Annotated in this window: 30 protein-coding genes and 2 tRNA genes; 20 read left to right on the top strand and 12 right to left on the bottom strand. The window is 58.5% G+C overall.

Annotated features, from left to right (window positions below; genetic code table 11):
* Positions 1-4: 4 nt before the first annotated feature.
* Positions 5-190, bottom strand: coding sequence for a hypothetical protein (locus tag SJY21_RS15835; protein WP_377512911.1), 186 nt, complete (start codon positions 188-190; stop codon positions 5-7).
* 253 nt (positions 191-443) lie between these two features.
* Between SJY21_RS15835 and SJY21_RS15830 the strand changes: the two genes are divergently transcribed.
* The 11 genes from SJY21_RS15830 to SJY21_RS15780 all read left to right on the top strand — a co-directional run bounded on the left by SJY21_RS15830 (position 444) and on the right by SJY21_RS15780 (position 6,779).
* On the top strand, positions 444-593 hold the full coding sequence (locus tag SJY21_RS15830) for a VOC family protein (protein WP_377512909.1): 150 nt from the start codon (positions 444-446) through the stop codon (positions 591-593).
* Between the two features lie 60 nt (positions 594-653).
* On the top strand, positions 654-839 hold the full coding sequence (locus SJY21_RS15825) for a hypothetical protein (protein WP_377512907.1): 186 nt from the start codon (positions 654-656) through the stop codon (positions 837-839).
* Between the two features lie 2 nt (positions 840-841).
* The gene (locus tag SJY21_RS15820) at positions 842-1,663 is read left to right on the top strand and encodes a metallophosphoesterase (RefSeq protein WP_377512905.1); all 822 of its coding nucleotides are present in this window, start codon (positions 842-844) and stop codon (positions 1,661-1,663) included.
* A 46-nt stretch (positions 1,664-1,709) separates the two neighbouring features.
* Positions 1,710-2,459 carry a TerC family protein gene (locus SJY21_RS15815; protein WP_377512903.1) on the top strand — a complete coding sequence of 250 codons (750 nt, stop codon included), beginning with the start codon at positions 1,710-1,712 and terminating at the stop codon, positions 2,457-2,459.
* Between the two features lie 51 nt (positions 2,460-2,510).
* A tRNA-Gly gene (locus tag SJY21_RS15810) sits at positions 2,511-2,585 on the top strand.
* Between the two features lie 188 nt (positions 2,586-2,773).
* Positions 2,774-3,160, top strand: a complete 387-nt coding sequence (locus SJY21_RS15805; protein WP_377512901.1) for a Fur family transcriptional regulator — start codon at positions 2,774-2,776, stop codon at positions 3,158-3,160.
* Positions 3,161-3,191: 31 nt separating this feature from the next.
* Positions 3,192-3,791, top strand: coding sequence for a DUF2796 domain-containing protein (locus SJY21_RS15800; RefSeq protein ID WP_377512899.1), 600 nt, complete (start codon positions 3,192-3,194; stop codon positions 3,789-3,791).
* 11 nt (positions 3,792-3,802) lie between these two features.
* Complete coding sequence (locus SJY21_RS15795) at positions 3,803-4,504, top strand: ABC transporter ATP-binding protein (RefSeq protein WP_377512897.1); 702 nt, start codon at positions 3,803-3,805, stop codon at positions 4,502-4,504.
* A complete protein-coding gene (locus tag SJY21_RS15790) occupies positions 4,501-5,751 on the top strand; it encodes an ABC transporter permease (protein WP_377512895.1) in 1,251 nt (416 codons plus the stop codon). The genes SJY21_RS15795 and SJY21_RS15790 overlap by 4 nt, the downstream gene beginning before the upstream one ends.
* Before the next feature lie 18 nt (positions 5,752-5,769).
* Positions 5,770-6,273, top strand: coding sequence for a DUF3299 domain-containing protein (locus SJY21_RS15785; RefSeq protein ID WP_377512893.1), 504 nt, complete (start codon positions 5,770-5,772; stop codon positions 6,271-6,273).
* Positions 6,267-6,779, top strand: coding sequence for a DUF3299 domain-containing protein (locus SJY21_RS15780; protein ID WP_377512891.1), 513 nt, complete (start codon positions 6,267-6,269; stop codon positions 6,777-6,779). The genes SJY21_RS15785 and SJY21_RS15780 overlap by 7 nt, the downstream gene beginning before the upstream one ends.
* 22 nt (positions 6,780-6,801) lie before the next feature.
* Here SJY21_RS15780 and SJY21_RS15775 read toward each other — a convergent pair whose 3' ends face one another.
* Positions 6,802-7,104 carry a Dabb family protein gene (locus SJY21_RS15775; protein WP_377512889.1) on the bottom strand — a complete coding sequence of 101 codons (303 nt, stop codon included), beginning with the start codon at positions 7,102-7,104 and terminating at the stop codon, positions 6,802-6,804.
* The gene (locus SJY21_RS15770; protein ID WP_377512887.1) at positions 7,101-7,709 is read right to left on the bottom strand and encodes a GNAT family N-acetyltransferase; all 609 of its coding nucleotides are present in this window, start codon (positions 7,707-7,709) and stop codon (positions 7,101-7,103) included. The genes SJY21_RS15775 and SJY21_RS15770 overlap by 4 nt, the downstream gene beginning before the upstream one ends.
* 135 nt (positions 7,710-7,844) lie before the next feature.
* Between SJY21_RS15770 and hisB the strand changes: the two genes are divergently transcribed.
* Both hisB and hisH read left to right on the top strand, forming a co-directional pair.
* Complete coding sequence (hisB, locus tag SJY21_RS15765) at positions 7,845-8,432, top strand: imidazoleglycerol-phosphate dehydratase HisB (RefSeq protein WP_377512885.1); 588 nt, start codon at positions 7,845-7,847, stop codon at positions 8,430-8,432.
* A gap of 111 nt (positions 8,433-8,543) precedes the next feature.
* Positions 8,544-9,182 carry an imidazole glycerol phosphate synthase subunit HisH gene (hisH, locus tag SJY21_RS15760; protein WP_377512883.1) on the top strand — a complete coding sequence of 213 codons (639 nt, stop codon included), beginning with the start codon at positions 8,544-8,546 and terminating at the stop codon, positions 9,180-9,182.
* Positions 9,183-9,236: 54 nt separating this feature from the next.
* Here hisH and SJY21_RS15755 read toward each other — a convergent pair whose 3' ends face one another.
* The gene (locus tag SJY21_RS15755) at positions 9,237-9,623 is read right to left on the bottom strand and encodes a DUF2147 domain-containing protein (protein WP_377512881.1); all 387 of its coding nucleotides are present in this window, start codon (positions 9,621-9,623) and stop codon (positions 9,237-9,239) included.
* Positions 9,624-9,758: 135 nt separating this feature from the next.
* On the opposite strand from SJY21_RS15755, the gene hisA reads away from it, so the two are divergent.
* The 5 genes from hisA (at position 9,759) to SJY21_RS15730 (ending at position 13,456) form a co-directional block, all read left to right on the top strand.
* Positions 9,759-10,478: a 1-(5-phosphoribosyl)-5-[(5-phosphoribosylamino)methylideneamino]imidazole-4-carboxamide isomerase gene (gene hisA / locus SJY21_RS15750; RefSeq protein WP_377512879.1), complete on the top strand. Its 720-nt coding sequence runs from the start codon at positions 9,759-9,761 to the stop codon at positions 10,476-10,478.
* Positions 10,479-10,587: 109 nt separating this feature from the next.
* Positions 10,588-11,946, top strand: coding sequence for a Hint domain-containing protein (locus SJY21_RS15745; protein ID WP_377512877.1), 1,359 nt, complete (start codon positions 10,588-10,590; stop codon positions 11,944-11,946).
* Between the two features lie 57 nt (positions 11,947-12,003).
* Positions 12,004-12,357, top strand: a complete 354-nt coding sequence (locus SJY21_RS15740) for a hypothetical protein (RefSeq protein WP_377512875.1) — start codon at positions 12,004-12,006, stop codon at positions 12,355-12,357.
* A gap of 35 nt (positions 12,358-12,392) precedes the next feature.
* Positions 12,393-13,154 carry an imidazole glycerol phosphate synthase subunit HisF gene (gene hisF, locus SJY21_RS15735; RefSeq protein ID WP_377512873.1) on the top strand — a complete coding sequence of 254 codons (762 nt, stop codon included), beginning with the start codon at positions 12,393-12,395 and terminating at the stop codon, positions 13,152-13,154.
* On the top strand, positions 13,151-13,456 hold the full coding sequence (locus SJY21_RS15730) for a phosphoribosyl-ATP diphosphatase (RefSeq protein ID WP_377512871.1): 306 nt from the start codon (positions 13,151-13,153) through the stop codon (positions 13,454-13,456). Before hisF ends, SJY21_RS15730 begins: the two co-directional genes overlap by 4 nt.
* A 53-nt stretch (positions 13,457-13,509) precedes the next feature.
* On the opposite strand, the gene SJY21_RS15725 is transcribed toward SJY21_RS15730, so the two are convergent.
* The 5 genes from SJY21_RS15725 to rlmB all read right to left on the bottom strand — a co-directional run bounded on the left by SJY21_RS15725 (position 13,510) and on the right by rlmB (position 16,694).
* The gene (locus SJY21_RS15725; RefSeq protein WP_377512869.1) at positions 13,510-14,421 is read right to left on the bottom strand and encodes a hypothetical protein; all 912 of its coding nucleotides are present in this window, start codon (positions 14,419-14,421) and stop codon (positions 13,510-13,512) included.
* Positions 14,418-14,849: a CoA-binding protein gene (locus SJY21_RS15720; RefSeq protein ID WP_377512867.1), complete on the bottom strand. Its 432-nt coding sequence runs from the start codon at positions 14,847-14,849 to the stop codon at positions 14,418-14,420. The genes SJY21_RS15725 and SJY21_RS15720 overlap by 4 nt, the downstream gene beginning before the upstream one ends.
* A gap of 188 nt (positions 14,850-15,037) precedes the next feature.
* Positions 15,038-15,496 carry a YHS domain-containing (seleno)protein gene (locus tag SJY21_RS15715; protein WP_377512865.1) on the bottom strand — a complete coding sequence of 153 codons (459 nt, stop codon included), beginning with the start codon at positions 15,494-15,496 and terminating at the stop codon, positions 15,038-15,040.
* A 100-nt stretch (positions 15,497-15,596) separates the two neighbouring features.
* Positions 15,597-15,902, bottom strand: a complete 306-nt coding sequence (locus SJY21_RS15710; RefSeq protein ID WP_377512863.1) for a hypothetical protein — start codon at positions 15,900-15,902, stop codon at positions 15,597-15,599.
* Positions 15,903-15,911: 9 nt separating this feature from the next.
* Positions 15,912-16,694, bottom strand: coding sequence for a 23S rRNA (guanosine(2251)-2'-O)-methyltransferase RlmB (rlmB, locus tag SJY21_RS15705; protein WP_377512861.1), 783 nt, complete (start codon positions 16,692-16,694; stop codon positions 15,912-15,914).
* Between the two features lie 191 nt (positions 16,695-16,885).
* Between rlmB and SJY21_RS15700 the strand changes: the two genes are divergently transcribed.
* Together SJY21_RS15700 and SJY21_RS15695 are read left to right on the top strand one after the other, a co-directional pair.
* Positions 16,886-16,969 (top strand) — tRNA-Tyr (locus SJY21_RS15700).
* A gap of 90 nt (positions 16,970-17,059) precedes the next feature.
* Complete coding sequence (locus SJY21_RS15695) at positions 17,060-18,514, top strand: hypothetical protein (protein ID WP_377512859.1); 1,455 nt, start codon at positions 17,060-17,062, stop codon at positions 18,512-18,514.
* 76 nt (positions 18,515-18,590) lie between these two features.
* Here the strand turns inward: SJY21_RS15695 and SJY21_RS15690 are convergent, their stop codons facing one another.
* The 3 genes from SJY21_RS15690 to SJY21_RS15680 are packed head-to-tail and all read right to left on the bottom strand — an operon-like array spanning position 18,591 to position 23,501.
* Positions 18,591-19,760: a GIY-YIG nuclease family protein gene (locus SJY21_RS15690; RefSeq protein ID WP_377512857.1), complete on the bottom strand. Its 1,170-nt coding sequence runs from the start codon at positions 19,758-19,760 to the stop codon at positions 18,591-18,593.
* Positions 19,753-21,798, bottom strand: a complete 2,046-nt coding sequence (locus SJY21_RS15685; RefSeq protein ID WP_377512855.1) for a DEAD/DEAH box helicase — start codon at positions 21,796-21,798, stop codon at positions 19,753-19,755. The genes SJY21_RS15690 and SJY21_RS15685 overlap by 8 nt, the downstream gene beginning before the upstream one ends.
* Complete coding sequence (locus SJY21_RS15680) at positions 21,795-23,501, bottom strand: DUF262 domain-containing protein (protein WP_377512853.1); 1,707 nt, start codon at positions 23,499-23,501, stop codon at positions 21,795-21,797. Before SJY21_RS15680 ends, SJY21_RS15685 begins: the two co-directional genes overlap by 4 nt.
* Positions 23,502-23,503: the final 2 nt, after the last annotated feature.

Genomic DNA, 23,503 nt, shown 5'->3' with positions numbered 1-23,503 from the left:
GGGACTAGGCAAGTGGATCGCCATCTTCGGCAATCTGTTTTGCCTCGCTCAAAAGTAGTTTCAGCGAGTTTTCGTTGCTTACCCATTCGAACGTGTGAATGCGCGGCCAATACCTGTGAAATAGTTGATCGGCGGTTGCTCCTTGTGTGAATTCTGCAACCAGTTGCAGGAGGAAACTTTCTTCGGTCATTGGACTTACTCCTTTGTTGGTGCCCAAGTCTGTTTCCGAACTAGGTTTCGTCCAATGCACGCACTATTCGGCCAATGCCCGCAGCCAGGTCTTGGCGGCGAATCAACATTTTTTTCAATCGCTTAGGCTAAATCCTGGCACCGCGTCCAAACCGAGGGGTGGGCGGGAATCGCCCGCCCCGTGGGGGCGGTTCGGGCGCTGACATTGCCCTTGGGCAATGGCAAAGAAAGGTTAAGTGTGTCAGCATCCGAACATGCACCTCGCCCTCCTTTCGCTCCTCGTGCCCGACTATGACGCAGGGATCGCGTTTTTTGTCGACATCATGGGCTGGGAACTGCTCGAGGACACCGATCTGGGCGATGGCAAGCGCTGGGACCTGATCCAGTTTGCCACCAAACCCTGAGGGTTGCCCCTTGCGGCGACTTGCGTTGATAGTGCGGCAAACGTTTGAAAGGTGCAGCCAATGATCCGCGCGATGCTGCTTTCGCTTGCCTTGCTTGTTCCGAATATGCTTGCGGCCCAGCAAGGCGACGACTTCTTGGGTTTCGCGCTGGACGATCCGGCGATGGTGACCGGGATGTCGCAAGACGAGGCGGCGTATTTCGCATCGCTCTTGTCCGAAAATCCGGTGCCGGAGGGCTGGAAATGACCATGCACAAGGTTCTTGTCCTGACCGATCTGCATATCCGCAGCGCGAGCGAGACGATCATCGGCCTTGATCCGCTGGCGCGTCTGCGCAGTGTGCTGGATCACGCCTTGCACGACCACGGGGATGCGGCGGCGCTGGTGCTGATGGGCGATCTGACCCATTCGGGCAAGGCCAGCGAATATGCGCGGCTGGCGGACGTCCTGCGCGATGTGACGGTCCCGGTGATCCCGATGATCGGCAATCACGATGAGCGGGCCGCGTTTCGCGTGGCCTTTGGCGATGCACCGGATGCGGGCGGGTTTGTGCAGGCGGTGACGGATATTGGCGCGCACCGCTTGATCACGTTGGATACGCGCAACGGGCTGACGGGGCATCGCGCCCATGCAGGCGAACTTTGCGCCACGCGTCTGGCGTTTCTGCGCGAGGCGCTGGCGGGCGCAGACGGGCGCGTGCCGCTGGTATTTTCCCATCACCCGCCGATGGATATCGGCCTGCCGGGGATGGATGGTATTCGCATCCTGCACGGCGCGGCGGACATGCTGGGACTGCTGGCCGCTCACCGCGCCCATCTGTTCTGCGGCCACGTGCATCGCACGATTTCCGGCAATGCGGGCGGTGTGCCCTTTACCCTGTTCAAAAGCACCTGCCATCAGGCCCCGCTGGACTTGCGCAGCCATGATTCCACGATTTCGGTGGATGAACCGGGCGCCTATGGCCTACTGCTTTTGGCGGCAGGCGGGGTTGTCGCCCATTCCCAAGACGTCGGTCCGGATGCGCGGGTTTTCACCGGCGCTGATGCCCTGCCGGACAGCGAGCCCTTGTAAGCGCCCGACGCGTAGATAGATACTGCGCAAACCTTGGGGCATCCACATGACTGACCTACTTTCCGATCCCGCTGTCTGGGCGTCATTTGCGACGCTGACGCTTCTTGAAATCGTCTTGGGCGTTGATAACGTGATCTTTATTTCGATCGCCGCATCAAAACTGCCCAAGGAAAAGCGCAAGACCGCGCGGTTTTACGGGTTGATGGGCGCGCTGGTGCTGCGCATCGCTCTGTTGTTTTCGATCACATGGATCATCGGGCTGACCGCCCCGGCCTTTACCGTTGTCGATTGGGTTGTGTCGTGGCGCGATATCATCCTGATCGCCGGCGGATTGTTCCTGATCTACAAGGCCAGCACCGAGATATTCAACGAAGTCGAGGGCGAAGACCTGCACACCGCACAGGAACGTGTCGTCGCGGCTACCTTGCTGTCCGTTGTTGCGCAAATCATGATCCTTGATCTGGTGTTTTCGTTTGACAGCGTGATCACGGCCGTGGGCATCGCCGACCACCTTGAGGTGATGATCGCCGCAGTTGTAATTGCCATTGTCGTCATGATGGTGGCCGCAACACCCATCGCCAATTTCGTCGAATCCCACCCCAGCACCAAGATGCTGGCATTGGCTTTTCTGGTCATGGTCGGGATGGCGCTGGTTGCAGACGGGTTCCACGCCCATGTGGAACGCGGCTTTATTTACGCGGCGATGGTTTTCGCGGGCGCAGTCGAGGGGCTGAACCTGCTGCGCCAAAGAAAGCGGCGACACGTGGCGCAAAAAGTCGCGCAAAATTCGAAATAGGGTCTTGCGGTGGCCCGCGTGCAAATATAGATCAGCCACACCGAAACGGGTGCGGGCGTAGCTCAGGGGTAGAGCATAACCTTGCCAAGGTTAGGGTCGTGAGTTCGAATCTCATCGCCCGCTCCAGTTTCGCCAGTCTTGACAAAGACATGCAAACGGTCGCCTTCGGGCGACCTTTTTGTTTGCCGCATCACACCCACCAAATCAACGAAATCGGCGTATCTTGGCGCGACTTGATCGGGTGTTGCGAAATTGGCTTGGCATTTGTTACTTTATAAAATAACACTTCTTCAAATCAAGGAAAGGTGAGCGACATGCGCAAGCAAGCGGCGATACGACAGTCTGATGTCTTGAGTGTATTGAACGACCATGACAAGCCCATGACCGCCTATGCGATCCTGGATCAGATGAAGCAGGACGAACCTGATCTGGCGGCACCTACGGTATATCGCGCGCTGGCGGCTTTGACAGATCAGGGACGGGCGCACCGGCTGGAATCGATCAAGTCATTTGTCCCGTGTCGATGTGACCACCATGCCGCCGTTCCCGTGCTGGAAATCTGCGAAGACTGCGGGGGCGTGGAAGAACACGATGGAACGCCGCTCTTGCCCGAACTTTCCGCCATTTCGGCGCACTCGCACTTCAATGCAACACGCCACATCATCGAAATCCACGGGGTGTGCCAAGGCTGCCAAGCCTGAGCATTGCCCCATATTGATCAGGACCACGAAAATGAAACTTTTGTCTTTCCTCGCGTTATCGACCCTTGTCACACCAGCCTTTGCCCAAGAAATGCGGCAGATGGGCAGTCACGAACACGGGGTTGGGCAGCTTGACATAGCATTCGATGGCACACAGATCGCGATGGAATTGCATGCGCCCGGCGCGGATATCGTCGGGTTTGAATATGCGGCCCAAAGCGCGGATGACGTAGCCAAAGTTGACGCCGCCTTGCTGGTCCTGGCCCGTCCTTTGGATTTGTTCGCCCTACCAGACGCCGCGCAATGCACGGTTGTCACCGCAAACGTCGAACTGGAAAGCGAAGGCCACGGCGATGACCATGAAGATCACGCAGATGAACACGATCACGCAGATGAACACGATCACGATGGTCATGACGATCACGCGCAGGACGCAGGCCATACCGAATTTCACGCCGAATATCTGCTGAACTGCGAAAATGTCGCCGCCGCGAGTGCGATTTCGTTCGCCTACTTTGCGGCATTCCCGAATGCGCGCGAGATCGACGTTCAGGTCATTTCTGATGCAGGTGCGATGGCACTTGAAGTTGCGCGCGATACGCCGACACTTGACCTAAGCGATTTGCAATAGGCGGGGCGTACTTGACCAAACCGGCCCATATTCTTGCGATACGCGATGTCAGTTACTGCTGGCCGGGGCGGGACTCGTTTGCGTTGACGGTGCCTGACTTGCGCCTGTCACCCGGCGAAACGGTTCTGTTGCTTGGGGAAAGCGGATCGGGGAAATCGACGCTCTTGTCGTTGATTTGCGGCACGGTGCTGGCGCAATCGGGTTCGGTCAACGTCGACGGGACAGATATCTCGGCCTTGTCATCGGGCAATCGTGACCGCTTTCGCGCAGAACAGATCGGGCTGATTTTTCAACAGTTTAACCTGCTACCTTTCGCCAGTGTGCGCGATAATATCCTGTTGCCGCTCCGGTTTGCGCCGCAGCGCGCAAAACGCGTGACCGCACCCAATGCCGAGGCCGAACGCCTGTGCCGTGACCTTGGCCTGCCCGACGATGTCATGCGGCGAAAGGCCGGCACGCTGAGCGTCGGGCAACAACAGCGTGTCGCCGCCGCCCGCGCCTTGATCGGAACGCCGCCTTTGATCGTTGCGGATGAACCAACCTCGTCACTGGATGCAGCAACACAAGCCACGTTTCTGGAACTGTTGTTCGCCCAATCAAAGGCGCATAACACGGCATTGTTGATGGTCAGTCATGATGCGCGCCTGGCAAAGCAGTTCGACCGCGTCATCCATATGGCTGACATTTCCCAAACCGCGCGTGACGCCCCATGATCCTTCGTCTGGCCTTTGGATCGCTTTTGGCACGGTCGTTGACGGTTGCGATGACGGTGCTGGCAATCGCCCTGTCCGTCATGTTGTTCCTTGGGGTTGAAAAGGTCCGCACAGGCGCGAAAGCCAGTTTTGCCGACACGATTTCAGGGACGGACCTGATCGTCGGGGCGCGTTCTGGTTCGGTGCAACTGCTGCTTTATTCCGTCTTTCGCATCGGCAATGCGACGAACAACCTGACCTGGCAAAGCTATCAGGACATCGCCGCCCGCGACGAGGTTGACTGGATCGTGCCGATCTCGCTTGGGGACAGTCATCGCCAGTTTCGGGTGATGGGGACAACAGCAGAATTTTTTGCGCGCTACAAATACCGGTCGGGACAGTCACTGGCTGTGCAGGACGGTGCGCTCATGGACGATCTGTTTGATGCGACCATCGGCGCGGATGTGGCCGAAACATTGGGCTATCGCGTCGGCGATCCGATTGTCGTGGCGCACGGGCTTGCCTCTTTTGCCGAACACGAAGACCAGCCGTTTCGGGTTTCGGGCATTCTGGCGAAAACGGGAACGCCGGTGGATCGCACCGTCATTGTCAGCCTTGAAGCGATCGAGGCGATCCATGTGGACTGGCAAAGCGGGGCGCAGATCCCCGGTCAATCCACCCCGGCGGATGAAATCCGCCAGATGGACCTGCAACCGCAAGCCATCACCGCCGCCCTTGTCGGCGTCAAAAGCCGCTTGCGCGTTTTCAACCTGCAGCGCGCGATCAACGAATATCCCGCCGAACCGCTGCTGGCCATTCTGCCGGGCGTGGCGCTGCAGGAACTTTGGCAGATCGTCGGGATCGCGGAAACCGCGCTGATTGCTGTCTCTGCCATGGTGATTGTCACGGCCATGATCGGCATGATGGCGACGATCTTTTCCAGCCTCAACGAACGGCGCCGCGAAATGGCGATCTTTCGGGCGATGGGGGCAAGGCCACGGGTCGTTCTGGGCTTGCTGGTGCTTGAGGCCGCGATGATGGCCGCCCTTGGCGCGCTGATCGGGTTGGCGATGCTTTATCTTGGCCTGTGGGTCGCGCAACCGCTGATCGACAGCGCCTTTGGTCTGTGGCTGCCCATAGATGCGCCCAGCATGCGCGAGGTCTGGGTGTTGCTTGGCGTCGTTCTTGCTGGCGCAATCGTGAGCATGGTTCCCGCAATCCGCGCTTACAGATTATCCCTTGCTGATGGTATGATGGTCAAAATCTAGGCCAACGAGGTTCAAGACATGAACTATGCGCGCAGAAAACTGCTTGCACTCGCAGCCGCCGGTGTTGCCTTGCCCCGCTTTGCCTTGGCCAATACCGCGACCGAAATCACCTGGGACGATCTGATCCCGCCGGGAGTTCCCTATTCGGAAATCATCGGCGAAGGCGTGATGGACGAACGCAATGATATCTGGCGGCCGCTGTTCGATTCAAACGCAACCAAGCTGAACCCCGACCTTGACGGGGCCTATATCAAGATGCCCGGTTTCATCATCCCGCTTGAACTGACCGCTGCGGGCGTGACCAGCTTTGTGCTGGTGCCCTACATGGGCGCGTGTATCCACACGCCTCCGCCACCGCCGAACCAACTGGTGTTTGTCACAGCGATCACACCCTGGCCGTCAGACAACCTGTGGGATGCCGTCTGGGTCACGGGCCGGATGCGACACGAAATCCAAACGACCGAGGTCGCCGAAACAGGCTATGCGCTGGAAGCGGAATTCATGGAAATCTATATATGGTAATTTCAGGGCCTGATCGCCGTGCGGTGCTTGCCGGTCTGGGCGCGCTTGGGCTGATCCCGCGGGCAGCCATTGCCGAGGATGTGATCAGCCTGCAATGGCGTGACTTGTTGCCGGACGGGCAAAACGCGATCCCGCCTGCGCTACAGGGTCTGCTTGATCACGACGAAACTGCACAGATGTCCAGCGCCCAACCACAATCCAGTGGCGTGCGCACCGATTGGAACGGTCTTGTCGTCAGCTTGCCGGGATTCATCGTGCCGATTGATTACTCCGGCACGGGCGTCAGCGCATTCATATTGGTGCCATATGTGGGGGCCTGCGTGCACGTTCCCCCACCACCGGCCAACCAGCTGGTATTTGTGACCACCGCCACGCCCTACGAAAGTTCGGGACTCTTTGAAGCTGTGACTGTCACGGGCATGTTCGGAACCGCATCGACATCGACACAACTGGCCGATATCGCCTATGCGCTAAGCGCCGATGACGTGCGCCCCTATGGCACGTGACAGCGGCTGGCGCGCTTTCGTGCTAGACCCCGTCGTCATTGATCAAAACATCCGCTGACACCCGCAGGTCGCGCAGGGGGCGCACAATACGGATCGATTCCGCATAAAGCGGGTGCGCCTTGAAGGCCGCCATCTGGGCGGCGTCCGCAAATTCACCGTAGACTACGAAATCAACCTTTGGGCCGGGGATGTCATCGGTCTGCAAATTGCGCCCGACGTGCAGTTTCAACGCATGCGGATTGGCGCGCAGGATATCAAGACCCGCGAAAACCGTGTCACGATCCGCCGGATCGCGTGCCGTGAAGAAAACCGTGTGGCGGATCATGCATCATCCCCGATCAACGGCACATGCGCACCGGCATCGGCGGGCAGCACGCCAATCAGGCGCGGATCATCGGCGACTTCAATCTGGCGGCGCGTGGCCGTGAACCCGCTGCGGATGTAAAACCCAAGGGCGGCATGGTGATCAATCGAACAGGTGTGCACATGAAAGCGGGCGATATCCGCATCCCATGCCAATGCTGTGGCGCGCTCCATCAGCCAGCGCCCGGCCCCCTGCCCGATCAGCGCCGGATCAAGTCCGAAATAGGCCAGCTCGCATGCGCCCGCTGTGCGGTAATCCAGCTCCAGCAGGCCCATGTCCGCGCCATCCTGCGTCAGCGCATAGACATGCACATCGGGGCTTTGCAGGATCGCGGTCAGGGCGTCGTCCGCCATCACAAGGCGCGAAAACCACAGCCAGTCATCGGCGCCCACACGGCGGAACAGCGCACGATACCACGCCAGATCAGGGCTTTGCACGCGGCGCAGGTCCAACCCGTCCACCTGTGCCACGTCACGCGGTGCGGGGCGGGCGCACATCTCAAGGTGCGTCACAACCATCGCGATCTTGCCCGCGGGCACATCGTGGAAACCGTTTTCAAGGGCCATGGGGCGCGTCTTTCGTCCAATCCTTATCGGCGCAAGGCTGGCATGCACGACACAGGGGTTCAATCGCGAAATCTGATGCCTTGGCGCGGTGCGTTGCCGCGCCTATAAGCGCATGAAACGACCACGGAGGATCCCATGCGGACCGCAAAAATCAGCCGCAAAACGGCCGAGACGAATATCAGCGTCGAAGTGAACCTTGACGGGACCGGCACTTATGATTGCCAGACTGGCGTGGGGTTCTTTGATCACATGCTGGATCAGCTGTCGCGTCACTCGCTGATTGATATCACCGCGCGGGCGCAAGGCGATCTACACATTGACGATCACCACACCGTCGAGGATGTGGGCATTGCGCTGGGTCAGGCCTTGGCGCAGGCCCTGGGCGACAAAAAGGGAATACGGCGTTACGGCGAATGTCATCTGGCGATGGATGACGCGCAGGTGCGCTGCGCGCTTGATCTGTCCGCGCGCCCCTTTCTGATCTGCAATCTGGACCTGCCCACGGCCAAGATCGGCAGTTTCGATACGGAACTGGTGCAGGAGTTCTTTCAGGCACTGGCAACCCACGGCGGCATCACGCTACACATTGATCGTTTGCACGGGTTCAACAGCCACCACATCGCCGAGGCTGCGTTCAAGGCTGTCGCGCGGGCGTTGCGCGTGGCCGTCGAGGTTGATCCGCGCAAGGCAGATGCGATTCCATCGACCAAGGGCGCGCTTTAGATACTCAGGACTGCGCCTGACCCTGGGTGCGTGCAAAGCGCCCTCCCGTGGGGAGGGACGGGCGCTGTCCGGCGTGCCGCCGAACGTAACATTGGATAGGCAGTTCAAACTATGAAAACCGTTCTCGTAGATTACGACTCCGGCAATCTGCATTCCGCGCAAAAGGCGTTTGAACGCATGGCGCGCGAGGTGGATGGCGGGCATGTCATCGTGTCGGGCCTGCCCGAGGTGATCGCACAGGCCGACCGGATCGTGCTGCCCGGTGACGGGGCCTTTCCCCACTGCCACGGCGAACTGCACGGAATTTCAGGGCTGGCCGAGGCCATTATCGAGGCCGTGGAAACCCGCGCCGTGCCGTTTTTCGGGATTTGTGTGGGGATGCAGATGCTGGCCGAAACGGGCCATGAATACCAAGACACCCCCGGTTTTGGCTGGATCGGCGGCACAATCGACAAGATCACGCCCGATGATCCTGCCCTACCCGTGCCGCATATGGGCTGGAACGATCTGGTGATTGATACCGCCCATCCGGTGCTGAACGGGATCACAACAGGCGATCACGCCTATTTCGTGCATTCCTACGCAATGACCGTGACCGACCCCGCCCAGCGCCTTGCCCATTGTGATTATGGCGGCGATGTCACGGCGATCGTCGGGCGTGACAACATCATCGGCGCGCAGTTCCACCCGGAAAAAAGCCAAAGCGCGGGCCTGCGGATGATCGCCAATTTCTTGACATGGCGGCCATAGAAAAACCCGCGCCTGATCAAACAAGCGCGGGCTTTTGCATTTCAGGTCAATGGCTTACTGGCGAATCCATGTGCCGCCATCGCGGCAAATCCCCAGCACGCAGCCCGACACCGACAGCGTGTCGCCATTCAGCTGCAAGCGCGAGTTGTAGGTCTTGTCACGGTCCGGTGCCCAGACCTTGCCACGGTATTCGCCACCACCCGATGGCACCGTTTCGGAAATGATCTGGCGGCCCACATTGGGCGAGGACATTTCCGCGCCATTGGCATCAAACGCGCGGATCAGGGTGCCGCACAGGGCAGACCCGCAAGGGGCCACCTGAATCAGGCCGCTATTGCCGTTGTCGTCCGGCACGGTGCGCCACATCCCTTCAAGCGGGTCGGCAGATGCAGCACCTGCCATTGCAATTGCGGCAACCATGCCGAGGATCATCTTCTTCATCTTGGTCTCCTCCCAAAGAACTGGGGTGACATTGCGCCGCGCAAGCGATTCCACGCAAGTCTAACGTTGGGTCGCGTTGCATCCGGTGACGTAGCGTGCATAAACGCGCCAAACGCACACGAAAGGCCCGCGCCAATGATCCTCTACCCCGCGATTGACCTCAAAGACGGGCAGGCCGTGCGCCTGATCCACGGGGATATGGACCAGACGACCGTGTTCAATGACGATCCGGCCGCGCAAGCGCGTGAATTTGTCGATGCGGGCTGTGAATGGCTGCATCTGGTCGATTTGAATGGCGCCTTTGCCGGTGAACCCGTGAACGCCGCCCCTGTCGAGGCGATTCTGGCCGCCTGCCCCGTGCCTGTGCAACTGGGCGGCGGCATTCGCGACATGGCGACAATCGAACGCTGGCTGACACGCGGATTGGCCCGCGTGATTCTTGGGACCGTGGCCGTGGAAAACCCCGCTCTGGTGCGGCAGGCCGCCGCCGCCTTCCCCGGTCAGGTTGCCGTGGGCATAGATGCGCGCAATGGATTCGTCGCAACCAAAGGCTGGGCCGAGGAAACCGATGTGCAAGTGACTGATCTTGCCAGATCATTCGAGGATGCAGGCGTCGCGGCGATCATCTACACGGACATCATGCGTGATGGCGCGATGAAAGGCCCCAACATCACCGCAACCGAGGCCTTGGCCCGCGCCGTGGACATCCCCGTGATCGCATCGGGTGGCGTGTCATCCATGGCCGACCTGACGGCCCTGCGCGATACCGGCGTGATCGCAGGTGCCATATCGGGCCGCGCGCTTTATGACGGGGCGATTGATCTGGGCGCGGCACTGGCGGCCTTGCGCAGCTAATCTGCCCCGATCCTGACACAGACGCGGCGAAATGGTCGCGATCTTTCCCCGAACACGGCCCAATCGCCATTTAGGAAACAATCAGTAGTTATTGTTTCTGGAGGCCAGAATGGCCATTGGCGAAGCCGGTAGTATCACGACGAATTCTCCGACCGAGAATGCGCCGATTACCGTGACATTTGATCAGGCGCTGACCGATCCCGTAATCGTCCTCACGGGAACCAACAGTGGTGGCAATGCCTATAACCTGCGTGTCACCGACATCCAGACGGATGTGAATGGTGATGCGACCGGATTCACTTTTATCATTGAAGAATGGGAGTATCTGGACGGGCCCCACCCCGCCACGGAAACCATCAATTTTCTGGCAATCGAGGAAGGCGTGCACACCCTGCCCGATGGCCGCGTGATCGAGGCGGGCACCACCAGCGCCACGTCTGCCAATTCCAGTGTCAGCCTTGCGGGCACCTATACCGACCCGCCTGTGGTGCTGACCTCGGTGATGTCCAACAACGACACGACCTCGGTTGATAGCGATGCGTGGAACATCACCAACAGCGGGTTCACCGTGTCCTTGCAGGAAGAAGAAGCCGAGGCCGACAACCACGCCGCCGAAACTGTCGGTTTCATCGCGATCGAAGGCGGGATTGGCGCAATCGTGCAAGGGGGCTTGGACGAAAACACCGACACTGTCGGCCTTGGCGGCACCTTCAGCACGCCGATTTCGGTGGCCGATACGCAGACCATGAACGGCGGCGATGCGGCCAATGTGATGATCGCGGGCGGCAACGGGTCAACCAACGTAGATCTGTGGCTGCAAGAAGAACAATCAGCCGACACCGAAACCAACCATGTCAACGAGGACGTGGGCGTGATCACCTTCGATGACGGGGTGATCTTGTGCTTTACGCCCGACACCCTGATCGACACACCCTTTGGCCCGCGCGACATCACAACGCTGGCACGTGGCGATCTGGTGCTGACAGCCGATCACGGGCCCCAGCCTCTGACCATGGTAACGCAAACCACGTTGCACGCCCCTGCCCCCGATCTTGCGCCGATCCTGATCCGCGCCCACGCCTTTGCGCCGGGCGTGCCTGCGCGCGACATGCGCGTGTCACCACAGCACCGCATCCTGCTGTCTGGCTGGCACGCACAACTGCTGTTTGGCGAAGACGAGGTTCTGGCCCCCGCCAAGGGGTTGGTGAACGATCACACGATCCTGCGCGATGCCGGAGGCGGCACCGCACATTACATCCATCTGGGGCTGGACCAGCACCACATTCTGACAACCAGCGGGCTGCAAAGCGAAAGCCTGCATCTAGGGCAACTGAGCAAATCCGCGCTTTCGGATCAGGCACGCGCCGAAGTGCTGGATCTGTTCCCCGAACTGCGCACAGCGCCTGCGTCATGGGGGGGCACCGCGCGCCCGACCCTGAGTGTGCAGGAAACGCGGTTGATTGCTTGAAAAAGCTTGAACATTGTTCAATAATTTACTATGTGAACCTCGTTCAAGGAGAAATTCATGTCTGAACTCGTTATTATTGCCCTTACCCTCTACGTGCCACTGGGCCTTGTGTGCGGCGCGTTCCTTGCGCTGTCCCATTGGGCCAGGAACCCGCGGGTTGCGCGCACCCTGCGGATCAGCGCGATTGCGTGGTTTGTCATTCTGGGGGCGATTTTCGCCTTTGTGATCACTGCAATCGGCACCTGTCAGGGCAACATGCTTTACGGCTATTCCAACTGCACCGTGATCCCCGCCAACCTTGCCAACCTCAGCCTGCCAATGTTCCTGCTCGGCACGGCGGCCGGCATCCTTTACGCGGTCATCATGTCGCTGATCTGCGCCATAACCGAGTGGCGCACGCGTCACGCCTGATTGCCACGGGCGCGCGGGGCGGCTAAACCGCTGATATGTTAAAGACCCGCATCATTCCCTGTCTTGATGTCGCCGAAGGGCGCACCGTCAAAGGTGTCAATTTCGTCGATCTGATTGATGCAGGCGACCCTGTCGAACAGGCCAAGGCCTATGATGCCGCCGGTGCGGACGAATTGTGCTTTCTCGACATCAAGGCGACCCATGAAAACCGTGGCACGATGTTCGATCTGGCCACGCGCACGGCGGAACACTGCTTTATGCCGCTGACGATTGGCGGCGGCGTGCGCACCCATCACGATGTGCGTGATCTGCTGCTGGCAGGGGCCGACAAAGTCAGTTTCAATTCAGCCGCCGTGGCCGACCCGAATGTGATCACCGAAGCGGCCCTACGCTTTGGATCGCAATGCATTGTCTGCGCGATTGACGCCAAGACCGTGGCGCCCGGCAAGTGGGAAATCTTTACCCACGGCGGGCGCAAGGCCACGGGTATCGACGCGGTCGCATTTGCCCGCACGGTCGCTGAACGGGGCGCGGGGGAAATCCTGCTGACCTCGATGGATCGGGATGGCACCAAGGCTGGGTTCAACATCGCCCTGACGCGCGCTGTGTCCGATGCGGTGCATATCCCCGTGATTGCTTCGGGCGGTGTCGGCACCCTTGACCACCTTGTGGAAGGTGTGACCGAGGGCGGTGCATCCGCCGTTCTTGCCGCCTCGATCTTTCACTTTGGCACCTACACGATCGCACAGGCCAAGGCCCACATGGCCGCCGCCGGAATTCCGATGAGGATGACATGAGCCTGACCGACCTTGCCGCCACGATTCTTGCCCGCAAGGGCGCGGACCCGGAAACCAGCTGGACAGCGCGTCTGTTGGCCGAGCCCGAAAAGGCGGCCGAAAAGTTTGGCGAAGAGGCCGTGGAGGCAATCATCGAAGCCGTCAAGGGCGACCGCGCTGCGCTGACATCCGAGGCAGCGGATGCGCTGTATCACCTGCTGGTCATGTGTGCGGCGCGTGGTGTGACACTGGCCGAGATCGAGGCCGAACTCGCCAAACGCCAATCCCAAAGCGGAATCGCCGAAAAGGCCGCACGCCCCTAACTTCTTTTGTTCAAAAATACCTCCGAGGGAGTCGCAGACGGGGGCAGCGCCCCCTAACCGACCCGCAGCCCGCGCCACAGGCCATAAAGCCACATCACCAGCGACACAGGCACCGTGATGCCCGCGACCGGCAGGTTCATTTCAAGCGGCAACCGCAGTGTGGCGATCAGATGATACGCGCCGACCGCGCCACCCCAGATCAACAGCGCCCAAAGATAGCGCGCCCGTGGCACCTGTAGCGCCATTGCCGCGCCAAACCACGCGCCATCGCCCTGCCCGCGCGCCAGTGCCCACAGCGTCACAGCGATCACCACGGGCAGCGCAAGTGACACCGGAAAATACGCAGGCAACCATGCGGTGCAAAACACCAGCGTGACCAACCCGCCCAAGGCCCAGATCACCCAGGCGGGCATGCGCGCAGGCCAGCGCGCCGCGACATCCAACAGCAGATGCGCGCCAACAAAGGCCCCCAGCCCTGCCCCCATTTGCACGGCAAAGGCGCGGGTCGGTTGCCAGGTCCAGACCAGTTCGGAACCGCTTTCATCCGCATTCCACAGATAAGCGCCCCACAGGCCAATGAATACCCCGATACACAGGTTCAGCGCCGCCCCCTGCCACCAAAGCCCGCGCGCCATCACGCGCCGGTAAACCCACCAGCCCACCAGCACCGTCAGCAGCGCATGCCATGCCAGCGGCGTCCAGATCATCTGGAACGGGAACAGCACATAGACCGTTGGCACAACGATCCCTTCAACCAGAAAGCCAAACAGCGCACCGCCCAGATAAACGCCCCAGATGTCGCGCGGTGGCCAGCGCGTCAAGACGGCCGTCATCGTCAATGCGCTTAGCCCATAGGCCAGCAACAGCACGCCCAGTTCGGAGTTCAGGGCAACTTTGTAGAACCACAGTTCCGATCCGACTGCGAATATCGCGCCAAGCGCGACCAGCCAGACCAGCGCGCTCAAACGCCCGCGTCCGGCATCAGGCGCGGGATTTCGATTGCGGGGCAGCGGTTCTGGATCACCGTCACACCGCGCGCCTGCGCCGTTGCGGCCGCCGCATCATCGCGCACGTCCAACTGGGTCCAGATCACATCCAGATCGGGCCAGCGCGCCAAAGCGGCATCAACGATCCCCGCCACTGCGGCGGATTGGCGAAAGACATCGACCATATCCACATCGAACGGGATATCGGCCAGCGTGGCGTAAACCGTTTCGCCCAGCTGGGTCTGCCCCGCCAGACCGGGATTTACCGGCACGATACGATAGCCCCTTGATTGCAGGAATTTCGCAACGCGGTGGCTGGGGCGGTCTGGATTGCCGGAAAACCCCACCACGGCGATGGTTTTCACACGGGTCAGCACATCAATGATCAGATCGTCGGAATAGGTCATATGCGCAGCCTAGCCCAAGAAAAAAGCGCCCGGAAGGGGATCCGGGCGCCAGGTATGGAACGAGGGACAGTGAAATGAAGCAGCAGGTTCCAGCTGCGTGCCTCTGATCCTTGATTTAGGGGCTGAGCGGCCACTTAAAAGAGGATGTAAGATAATTGTGAACAGCCCGTTAAAGCGCGCGATCTTTCTCAGGCATCCAGCGCGGCAGGCCAGTTCGCATCGGCCAGCGCGATGTTCTCGGCAATGTCGGGCAACCAGCGCGACCGCACGGACACCGAATAGTTCAGATAGAGTTTACCATCGTGCAGAGTCCAAGCCTCGGGGTCGGTGCTGGCAATATAGCCGCGCGACATGGCAAAGGCGCAATAGCCGCCATACTGCGGCGCATAGGCCATCGGATTGGCCTCGAATGCGGCGCGATTTGCCGCGCTTGCAAACTGCCATGTGGCGCCCTTCCACATCAGTTGATGATCAGGTGATCCGGCCACGGGGCCGTTGCCGTCGAAATAGGCGACCGGGTCGGTGCCGCGAATGGCCAGCCCGCCTTCGGCAAAGGTTTCAGGTGTTGCGGCCATGGCGGTGGGGGCCAGAAGCGCAGCGGCAGGGGTCAGGGCAGCAAAGGCCAAAAGCGAACGGCGGGTCAGCATGGGGAAACACTCCGGTTGGTCAGGTTGCCCCTAAAATGCGTGCAAGTGGCGCTTGGCAAAAGCCCCCTGACATACATGTGACGCGCCGTGGGCAAATGTTTCAATCAAATATGTCGTCGACGATGTCCCACAGCTCGGACATGGCCTTGCGCGCCAAACTCTTGCGTTTCTTGGGTTTTTTCGCAGTCTTCCGGCGATCGCCTGGGGTTGGTTTGCCACGTTTCACCGGCTTGGCACGGGCGACAGGTGCCGCCGATGCAGGGGCCTGCTCCGGGCGGATCGGTAACATTTTCAGGTCGTGCAACGGCGCACCACAGCTGGAACAGGACAGCTCGTGGCGTTCTGTTCCCGCCAGCACCAACGCTGCACGGGTGCCGCAAAAACAACAGGTCGCAATTTTGCGCAATCGGTCCTCCTATGCATCCCTTGAGGCATATAGGGCCACGGCGGCAGCATTCGAGACATTGAGCGACCCAAATCCGCCCGCTGCGTCAATTCGCACCAAGGCATCACATGTTTCCTTGGTCTTGTCGCGCAAACCCGGCCCTTCGGCACCCAGCACCAGCGCAACCGCGCGGTCGCGCTTGCCTGCAAGGGCGGCGTTGATGTCGCGATCCGCCTCACCATCAAGGCCCAGCACAAGATAGCCCATGGATTTCAGCGTTTCCATCGCGTCCGCCAGATTGCGCACCCGCAGATAGGGCTGGCGTTCCAGCGCACCACTGGCGGTTTTCGCAAGGGCACCGGTTTCGGGGGCTGCATGGCGCTGCATGGAAATGACGGCGCGCGCACCAAACACTTCGGCCGAGCGCAGGATTGCGCCAACGTTATGGGGGTCGGTGACACGGTCCAACAACACAACGCGCGGGGCCACACCATCAGGCCCGCCAACACAGCGTTCTTCCAATGATCCCCAGTTCAGCGGCTTGACTTCAAGCGCGGCGCCCTGATGCACCGATTGCGGATCAAGCGGGGCGGAAAACTTGCGCGGATCGGCCATTTCAGGCGTCATGCCAGCGGCGGCGACTGCATCTTCCAGCTTGCCCAGCGCGTTCAGCGTGGTGATCAGGCGCAGTTTTTCGCGGTTCGGATTCAACAGCGCGTCACGCACCGCATGCAGCCCGAACAGCCAGATCGTTTCGGCCGCCGCCGCGCGCTTGTCCCGTTCTTTTTCAACAACCCACTTTGGCTTTTTCATTGCGTGTCTCCTGTTGCATCGCACCTAATCGACATCTGGCGGAAAAACCAGCCGGCTTGTCGGGGCGTGGGTCAAGACCCACCTTACGGAGCGTCACGGTAAGGTGGATTTCAATCCACCCGCCCTTTGTCACGATTTCAATCATTTGCGTATTGACGCCTCGCACGCCCAAGGGTATCCCGCCCGCCAGTGGGCGACAGGCCGCAAGGTGTGGCAGGGGACTGTAACTCCCTCGCGGAGACGCACGCCTGGTTCGATTCCAGGGTCGCCCACCATCCTTCTATTGCATTGATTTTCCTTACGTTGCTAGAGTGGTCCCGACTGAGGGGTCTACTTCTGGACACAAAACAGGGATTTCTGGACACATGCGGACACAAAAGGTCGAACACCTGAAGGTAAATGGTGGACGATACTACTACCGCAGACGTGTCCCGACCAAGCACCAGAAGACGTTGGGGATCAAGAACTGGAACCGTCCTTGTGGAAAGGTAACCTATCAACAAGCCGTGGTGTTGGTGACTGAATGGGCTGCTGAACACGATGCACTGCTATCCCAACTAGATGATCCCAAGGTAGCGGAGAAAACCCGCTACACCACCGAGGTCAGCTTGTTGGAAGCACCGATGATGCAGATCGCTGACACTATGACCGACATCGGCTTGGAACCAGGCAATTGGCGTGGAGATGTTTTGCTGTCCGCAGCTAAAGTTGCGCTGAAGGCTGCTGACGAGCACCCAGAGAAGAGTGTTGCCGCACGACTGGTGGCGTATAGGAGCATTCATGCACTGTGCTTTCATGACAGTGTCATCCCACCTGCCGATCTAGATGAACGTGATGAGTTCGACCTAGTAAAGCGTAAGTTGGAGCGTCGGATCAACGAACTGGGCGGCAATCCCATCACCATTACTGCGATGTCGGAAGCCTACTTCAAGAAAAACCAACTGAAGCCAGAGGTGCGCAACAAATATCGCCGTGTGATCAAGCGACTTATTGCACAAGTCGGCGATATTCCGTTGGAGCACCTAAATGCGGATCGGCTTCGTGAGTTTCGCGATGCACAGCCTGATGAGACGAAAGCAAGTTCACTTCAGTCGCTCTTCACGCCCGTCAGGGGGATGTTCAAACACGCCATTGGTGAGGGAAAGATTTCCCACAATCCTATGCCGTCTGTTGTGTTGAAGCGTGAGAAGCGCTCCACCCAGATGACAAAGTATAAGCCATTTTCACCCGCTGAGGTGCGTCGCATCTTTGCTGCAATGGATGAGTTTTGGGGATCACCGATGCGCGGTCTCTCTGAAGAGCGCCGACTGGCAATCCATATGGTATGTAGGGTTCAGGCATTTACAGCGATGCGGCCCAGAGAAGTCGTGCACCTTCTACCTGAGAACGTAACCGATAAGAGTCTGGTTGTGGTGGGCTCTAAGACAGAGGGATCGGATCGGTCGATACCGCTACATCCAGCAATTGCAGACTTTCCTGAATTTTTTCACGCAGGTGGCTTCGATACTTTCCTGTCTCAAAAGAAGGATCGGGTCCAATCTGTGAGGCATAACTTTGCCAATCTGATCAGGTCAAAAATGGACCCACCGATCCTTCATGAGAAGAAAGTTCTGTATTCTTGGCGATCAACATTCAGCAATGCCATGCGTCGGGCTGGGGCGGATTACGACATGCGGCGGGCAATCCTGGGCCACAAGGTTGCGGGTTCATTGGCTCATTACGATGACGGACCTGAATTCTTCAAAAAGCGCAAGTGGATCAAGCTGTCGGATCCTCGGATCGACTACCCTGATCCAGGCGAAGATGACGATCTAGATTGAGCCGTCTACTAGGTCATCGCCTCCTCCGCTTCTCTGGAGAACCGCATGGCGTCGTGATTCAAAGGTGCTTAAACAATTATTGCAACGAAGCCGTTTCTGGATCATATGCCACGCCCTTAATCGAGCCGTCCCGTATCCGCTCAACGGCTTCATCGATAGCAAACAACGGCACCAGGAACCATTCACGTGGGGTCACGGGATGACCAAAGCGGTCCTTGATGACGACTTCTAGCCGTGCGCGTTCGAAAACGCGGTGCAGGAGATTCTCCAGCTTCACACGGTTGATGTTGTAAAGCTCGTAGGTGGTGACGATTTCCACGTCAGCCATTAGGAATGTCGGGTCCAGCTTGGCATTCGCGATCCGCTTTTCGACACTGCCGCCTGTTACGCCAATCTTGTGCAGCAGGTCACGATTGTCTGCGACGATGGGCAGGTCCGACTTGCTGCGAAGGACATAGATGATCCCGCTGGCCTCATCACCGTCAGCGGTGGCGTCCGTGAACAGTGGGCCAGCGACAGGATCGCTAATCGTCCTACTGGATTTATCCTTGCTCATTGCGCGGTGCAGCGACCGCATCAACAAGTTGCTCTCTGTGCCATTGTCGAAGACGACACGTAACCGTGCATCCCAATCGCCGTAGTCCTGTTTGAACTGCTCGCCAACCTCAGCGACATGAGCTTTCTGCCCAGACAAGATATAGAACCGTCCAGCCTCAATTTCCGCACTTGTCTCTGGTGGACGGGTTGTGCGCAGGCCAGCGTCCAGATCACTCTGCACCTTCTCGAACAGCGGCTTGAAGCGGTCAAAGTCGGCACAGGTTTCGCGGTTGGCGATCTCTTCGGCGGCCTTCTTTTCGGCAACAGGTCGCACATGGCGTAGGTTGGTGATGTCGGCAGCCACCTCGTCTAGCTCTTCAAGATCAGAGGCGAGGTCATCCAAGTCTACCTCATCATCTTCTTTCGCGGTTGCCTGAGCGCCTGTAAGCAGCCCCTGGTGGTCGAGAGGGGTCAACAGGGCGGTGTATGTGGGATTAGCGGCCAGACGCTCCAGGCGGACGGCGTAGAGCCTCTCGAACATGTCCTTGTCTGACCCGTGTGTCGGCGCATGGCCCTCGCGCTCCGTGAACCGCTGGATATCTTCAAACCCAGCAATGACCCGCTCTTCGATGGGTGACCGCTGGATGGGTTTGTCGGGGATATCGAACTCGGCCAGTTCACCTGCCAGGGCGTCGAGATCATCACTCATACTTGCCCTCCTTTCGGAACTTCATGAACGCAGTCGCCCCCTCCGCCATCAGCTTTTCGTATGGATCAGCGGCGGTCATCGACGGCACTCGCCCGTTTTCCGCTTTGAACCGAACGGCCCGTTTGGCCCAGACCTTTGCGTCGTCTGGTGTGATCGGGCTGCGCTTTGCTGAGATAACCGATGCGACCTGGCGCAGGCTCTCTTCGTTCATCGACTTTGCCAGGATGTTGTAGGCTTCCCCAAAGGGGTTGATGCTGTCGATCAGATCGATATCGAGGTCGCGCACATCCATGGCAAACTTGCGCACCCCATCGATCAGCGCAGTGTTTGCAGAGGGTTCATTTTCTTCGTCATCCAGAACAGCCTTCTTGGCTTGCTGGGTCAGGTTCATCGCTGCGACAGCACGTTGCCTGACAGCCTCGACATCGCCTTCCTCAAGCTCTGGATAGCGGTCCTTGATGATCTTCCCCATGCGCATGACGGTCAATTCTTCGGGCACGAGTTCTTCATCGAACAAGCCACGCTCAACGACGGGCTTGTCCTGCACAAAAGCCGTAATCACCTCGTTCAGGTCTTCTTGGCAGATACGTTCCGCCTCTTTGGTTTTTGGCTCAGCCAATCCTTTGATCTCGATCTGGAACTGCCCACTATCCTCATTGAACCCGACATTGGTCTTTTCAGGATCATAGCCGCCTTCACCATACTCGAACCCTGGCTCTGCCGTGGTGGTGGGTGTCTTGGGCGTGAAGTTAAACCGAGGGGCGAGGACCTGTTCCATCAGCAGACTGGCTGCGATGGCCTTGAGCGTGTCGTTGATTGCCTCCGTCACGGCCCCTTCCGACGCATCAGGCTCTGCGATCAGGTTTGTGAACCGTGCGTGGGTCTTACCCTTGGCATCCCGTGTGGCCCGCCCGATGATCTGGACGATCTCAGTGAGGCTGGCACGATACCCGACCGTCAGGGCATGTTCGCACCAAATCCAGTCGAAGCCTTCTTTGGCCATGCCCAAAGCGATGATCAGGTCCACGTGGTCACGATTGTTCTTCTGTTTTGCGTCCTTCAGAGCGGCTGAAACGCGTTCCCGTTTTGTTGGGTCATCCTCAACCAGATCGGCGATTTTGATGACCTTGCCTGCAGGTGTCTTGACCAAATGGAAGCCTGTCACGGCATCAGTCTCCTGCCAGGTGCCCAAGGCGTCGATGATGTGATCGACTTCCTTGTGTTTGTCACCCGTGCTCTCTCGTGCGTTCACGTTGGGGATGTGCAGAATGGTCTTTTCGGTCGGATTGAGCACGGCGAGGATGTCGTCGGCATAACTGCCAGTGTAGAAGAAATACCCGATGTTGAGCGTTTTGAGGTGCTCATAGCCGTTCAACTGCTCGTAGTAGGTGTAGGTTACGGTATCGAACTTGGATTCGTCCTCAGGCGACAGCACAGCCTCGGCATCGCCACGGAAGTAGCTGCCCGTCATCGCGACGACATGCACCCTGTCACGAGCGATCAACTGGCCCAAATGTGCGCCGAGCTTGTTTTCAGGGTTGGCGCTGACGTGATGGAACTCATCGACGGCGATCAGGCGGTCGTCAAAGACCTCGATCCCATACTTGTCCACGGCGAAGCGGAACGTGGCATGGGTGCAGATCAGGGTGCGGTCGCCGCTTTCCAGAAATTTGCCGACCGCACCAACCTTACCATCATCGCCACCTGGCACATCACACAGGTTCCACTGCGGCTCGACCGTCCAATCATAGTCGAAGCCATAGTCGGAGAGCGGCTCGTTGTTGAAGCTGGAGCCAATGGACTTTTCAGGCACCACGACAATGGCTTGCTTGAGCCCCTGGTTGTGCAGCTTGTCCAGAGCGATGAACATCAGAGCCCGTGACTTCCCTGACGCAGGGGGCGACTTGATCAGCAGATACTGCTCCCCCCGCCGCTCATATGCCCGCTCCTGCATCGCCCGCATCCCAAGCTCGTTGGATGTGGTGGACGCACCGTTCTGGGCGTAGGTCACGGAGACTGAGGGGATGGATTTGGTCATGATGGGCTCACCCCCGAACAAAGCTGTTTCATATGCTTCGCTACCTTCTTTGCACGAGCGGACAAGAACTCTTCATAGTTGCCTGCGATTAATTTCTTATACGGTATGAGATGTGTCTTCAGTCGGGAGCGGACTTCATCTTCGCCGACGCTCGAAGCATCGGCCCGCATCTTAATATATTCCGCAGGTGTTTTAGCCGCGATTTTTCGGTTGGTCCGCCAGCTAATAAGTGCGCAATTGAGTGCCTTATTCGTGTGTTCATCAGCTCTGTCGCCGTCCAGTACCGCAACAGGAAAGAGATGGTGATATTCCCGCTTCGCCAAACTGTCGGCACTCGCTTTCTCTCCATCTGCAAAATCGAGGCCGCCAGCTCTGAGTGCAGTCGCAAGAATGGCGCGAGGCAGACGATCTTTGCGTGACGGCCAACCAGCACTAATAAGTTCGCCTTCCGATGGCAGTGGGTAAGACACTTCATCGAACAACTCGACTTTTGCCTCGTTACCAGTCCCAGACAAACAGGCTTTAAGTGACTTATAATCAGAGAATGAGCGGGTGGCCGACGTCTTGCCGTATCGCTCTGTGTAGCAGATACGCCAAAGAGCCTTGCGAAGAAGGGTTCTCGCGTTCCCTTCTTCGTCAACGCCATTCTCAGGGACTTCGGCCCAGAGTGCGCAAATCAAGTAGACAGCAACATCTGACGGAAGACATTTTTCATTGAAAATGGCTTCATCACGCAAGAACTCGACACCACGCCGAACGCCTCTGCGTATCTTCTCCCAATTCTTACCCAAAGAACCTCCAAAACCAGGATCAAGATAGGTCCTTTTCAAGGGGGGACGCCCATCCACCAAGGCTGCGACGGATAAAATGATATCCTTGATGCTGCCGTAGCTGTTAGCTGTGGGTACCTCCTCCAGAAGCTGCTCGACAAGGGCAGGTAGTGACTCGCCCGCTGCCTCTTCAAACTGAGCAACGACGATTTCATAAGCCTTTAGCGGTGAGGCTGACGTATTCATCTTGATAAAAACATCGAGTGCTGTTTCACGGCTGGTGGAACTGCCAAGTTGCAGGAACGGTATGATATACCCCGCAATACGCTGCCGAAGTTCATGAATACGGCCCAAGTCATCGGACAGGTCTTCACCTGACGCCAAGACAGTTGAGGTCCACTGCTTCAACTTTTTTTCGCCAACTGAACCTGGGCGCAAACAGTCCAATGCAATCAGCCGTTCTTTGTACTGTTTGACGGGATCATCTGCCCAAACAGGATACTTTATGCCTTTTCTGTCCCAGCGGCGTTCCTTACGGATCGACGGAGCGTCAGCTCCCTCTTCGCGGTCTTCTTCATCGTCCTCTTCCGTGCCATCTTCAAGAGAGACGAATAGCTTAACGTCATTGTAGTCGTCACTCAGAGACCGCCAGAGTGCTGTCATGCGCTGTTGGCCATCCAGAAGATGCATATTGGGCTTTGTGTCTTTCTCAGGCGCACCCACAATCGGACGCGACTTGAACAACTCTTTGTCACCTACCTCCAACGTCAGGAGCGTCCCAACAGGCAGTGGCGGCTTACGAAGGATGTTTTCAAACAATCCGACGATTTGTGCATGACGCCATGCTTCATCACGCTGGAAACGAGGGAGCTTCACGTTGCCTTGATCGATATCTGAAATCCAGTCTTCAACTTTCTTAATGCGTGGTTCCAACG

The sequence above is a fragment of the Octadecabacter sp. R77987 genome (genome assembly GCF_042466115.1).
Taxonomy (GTDB): domain Bacteria; phylum Pseudomonadota; class Alphaproteobacteria; order Rhodobacterales; family Rhodobacteraceae; genus SW4.
This window is presented reverse-complemented; position numbering and strand designations above follow the sequence as displayed.

Excerpts from the sequence above, each read along its gene's own strand:
- SJY21_RS15790 (WP_377512895.1), top strand. The coding sequence starts at position 4,501 with ATGATCCTTCGTCTGGCCTTTGGATCGCTTTTGGCACGGTCGTTGACG.
- SJY21_RS15820 (WP_377512905.1), top strand. The coding sequence starts at position 842 with ATGCACAAGGTTCTTGTCCTGACCGATCTGCATATCCGCAGCGCGAGC.
- hisB (WP_377512885.1), top strand. The coding sequence starts at position 7,845 with ATGCGGACCGCAAAAATCAGCCGCAAAACGGCCGAGACGAATATCAGC.
- hisF (WP_377512873.1), top strand. The coding sequence starts at position 12,393 with ATGTTAAAGACCCGCATCATTCCCTGTCTTGATGTCGCCGAAGGGCGC.
- rlmB (WP_377512861.1), bottom strand. The coding sequence starts at position 16,694 with ATGAAAAAGCCAAAGTGGGTTGTTGAAAAAGAACGGGACAAGCGCGCG.
- SJY21_RS15770 (WP_377512887.1), bottom strand. The coding sequence starts at position 7,709 with ATGGCCCTTGAAAACGGTTTCCACGATGTGCCCGCGGGCAAGATCGCG.
- SJY21_RS15715 (WP_377512865.1), bottom strand. The coding sequence starts at position 15,496 with ATGCTGACCCGCCGTTCGCTTTTGGCCTTTGCTGCCCTGACCCCTGCC.
- SJY21_RS15805 (WP_377512901.1), top strand. The coding sequence starts at position 2,774 with ATGCGCAAGCAAGCGGCGATACGACAGTCTGATGTCTTGAGTGTATTG.
- SJY21_RS15775 (WP_377512889.1), bottom strand. The coding sequence starts at position 7,104 with ATGATCCGCCACACGGTTTTCTTCACGGCACGCGATCCGGCGGATCGT.
- SJY21_RS15695 (WP_377512859.1), top strand. The coding sequence starts at position 17,060 with ATGCGGACACAAAAGGTCGAACACCTGAAGGTAAATGGTGGACGATAC.
- SJY21_RS15785 (WP_377512893.1), top strand. The coding sequence starts at position 5,770 with ATGAACTATGCGCGCAGAAAACTGCTTGCACTCGCAGCCGCCGGTGTT.
- SJY21_RS15720 (WP_377512867.1), bottom strand. The coding sequence starts at position 14,849 with ATGACCTATTCCGACGATCTGATCATTGATGTGCTGACCCGTGTGAAA.
- SJY21_RS15780 (WP_377512891.1), top strand. The coding sequence starts at position 6,267 with ATGGTAATTTCAGGGCCTGATCGCCGTGCGGTGCTTGCCGGTCTGGGC.
- SJY21_RS15740 (WP_377512875.1), top strand. The coding sequence starts at position 12,004 with ATGTCTGAACTCGTTATTATTGCCCTTACCCTCTACGTGCCACTGGGC.
- SJY21_RS15830 (WP_377512909.1), top strand. The coding sequence starts at position 444 with ATGCACCTCGCCCTCCTTTCGCTCCTCGTGCCCGACTATGACGCAGGG.
- SJY21_RS15730 (WP_377512871.1), top strand. The coding sequence starts at position 13,151 with ATGAGCCTGACCGACCTTGCCGCCACGATTCTTGCCCGCAAGGGCGCG.
- hisA (WP_377512879.1), top strand. The coding sequence starts at position 9,759 with ATGATCCTCTACCCCGCGATTGACCTCAAAGACGGGCAGGCCGTGCGC.
- SJY21_RS15800 (WP_377512899.1), top strand. The coding sequence starts at position 3,192 with ATGAAACTTTTGTCTTTCCTCGCGTTATCGACCCTTGTCACACCAGCC.
- SJY21_RS15685 (WP_377512855.1), bottom strand. The coding sequence starts at position 21,798 with ATGACCAAATCCATCCCCTCAGTCTCCGTGACCTACGCCCAGAACGGT.
- SJY21_RS15745 (WP_377512877.1), top strand. The coding sequence starts at position 10,588 with ATGGCCATTGGCGAAGCCGGTAGTATCACGACGAATTCTCCGACCGAG.
- hisH (WP_377512883.1), top strand. The coding sequence starts at position 8,544 with ATGAAAACCGTTCTCGTAGATTACGACTCCGGCAATCTGCATTCCGCG.
- SJY21_RS15755 (WP_377512881.1), bottom strand. The coding sequence starts at position 9,623 with ATGAAGAAGATGATCCTCGGCATGGTTGCCGCAATTGCAATGGCAGGT.
- SJY21_RS15825 (WP_377512907.1), top strand. The coding sequence starts at position 654 with ATGATCCGCGCGATGCTGCTTTCGCTTGCCTTGCTTGTTCCGAATATG.
- SJY21_RS15835 (WP_377512911.1), bottom strand. The coding sequence starts at position 190 with ATGACCGAAGAAAGTTTCCTCCTGCAACTGGTTGCAGAATTCACACAA.
- SJY21_RS15690 (WP_377512857.1), bottom strand. The coding sequence starts at position 19,760 with ATGAGTGATGATCTCGACGCCCTGGCAGGTGAACTGGCCGAGTTCGAT.
- SJY21_RS15815 (WP_377512903.1), top strand. The coding sequence starts at position 1,710 with ATGACTGACCTACTTTCCGATCCCGCTGTCTGGGCGTCATTTGCGACG.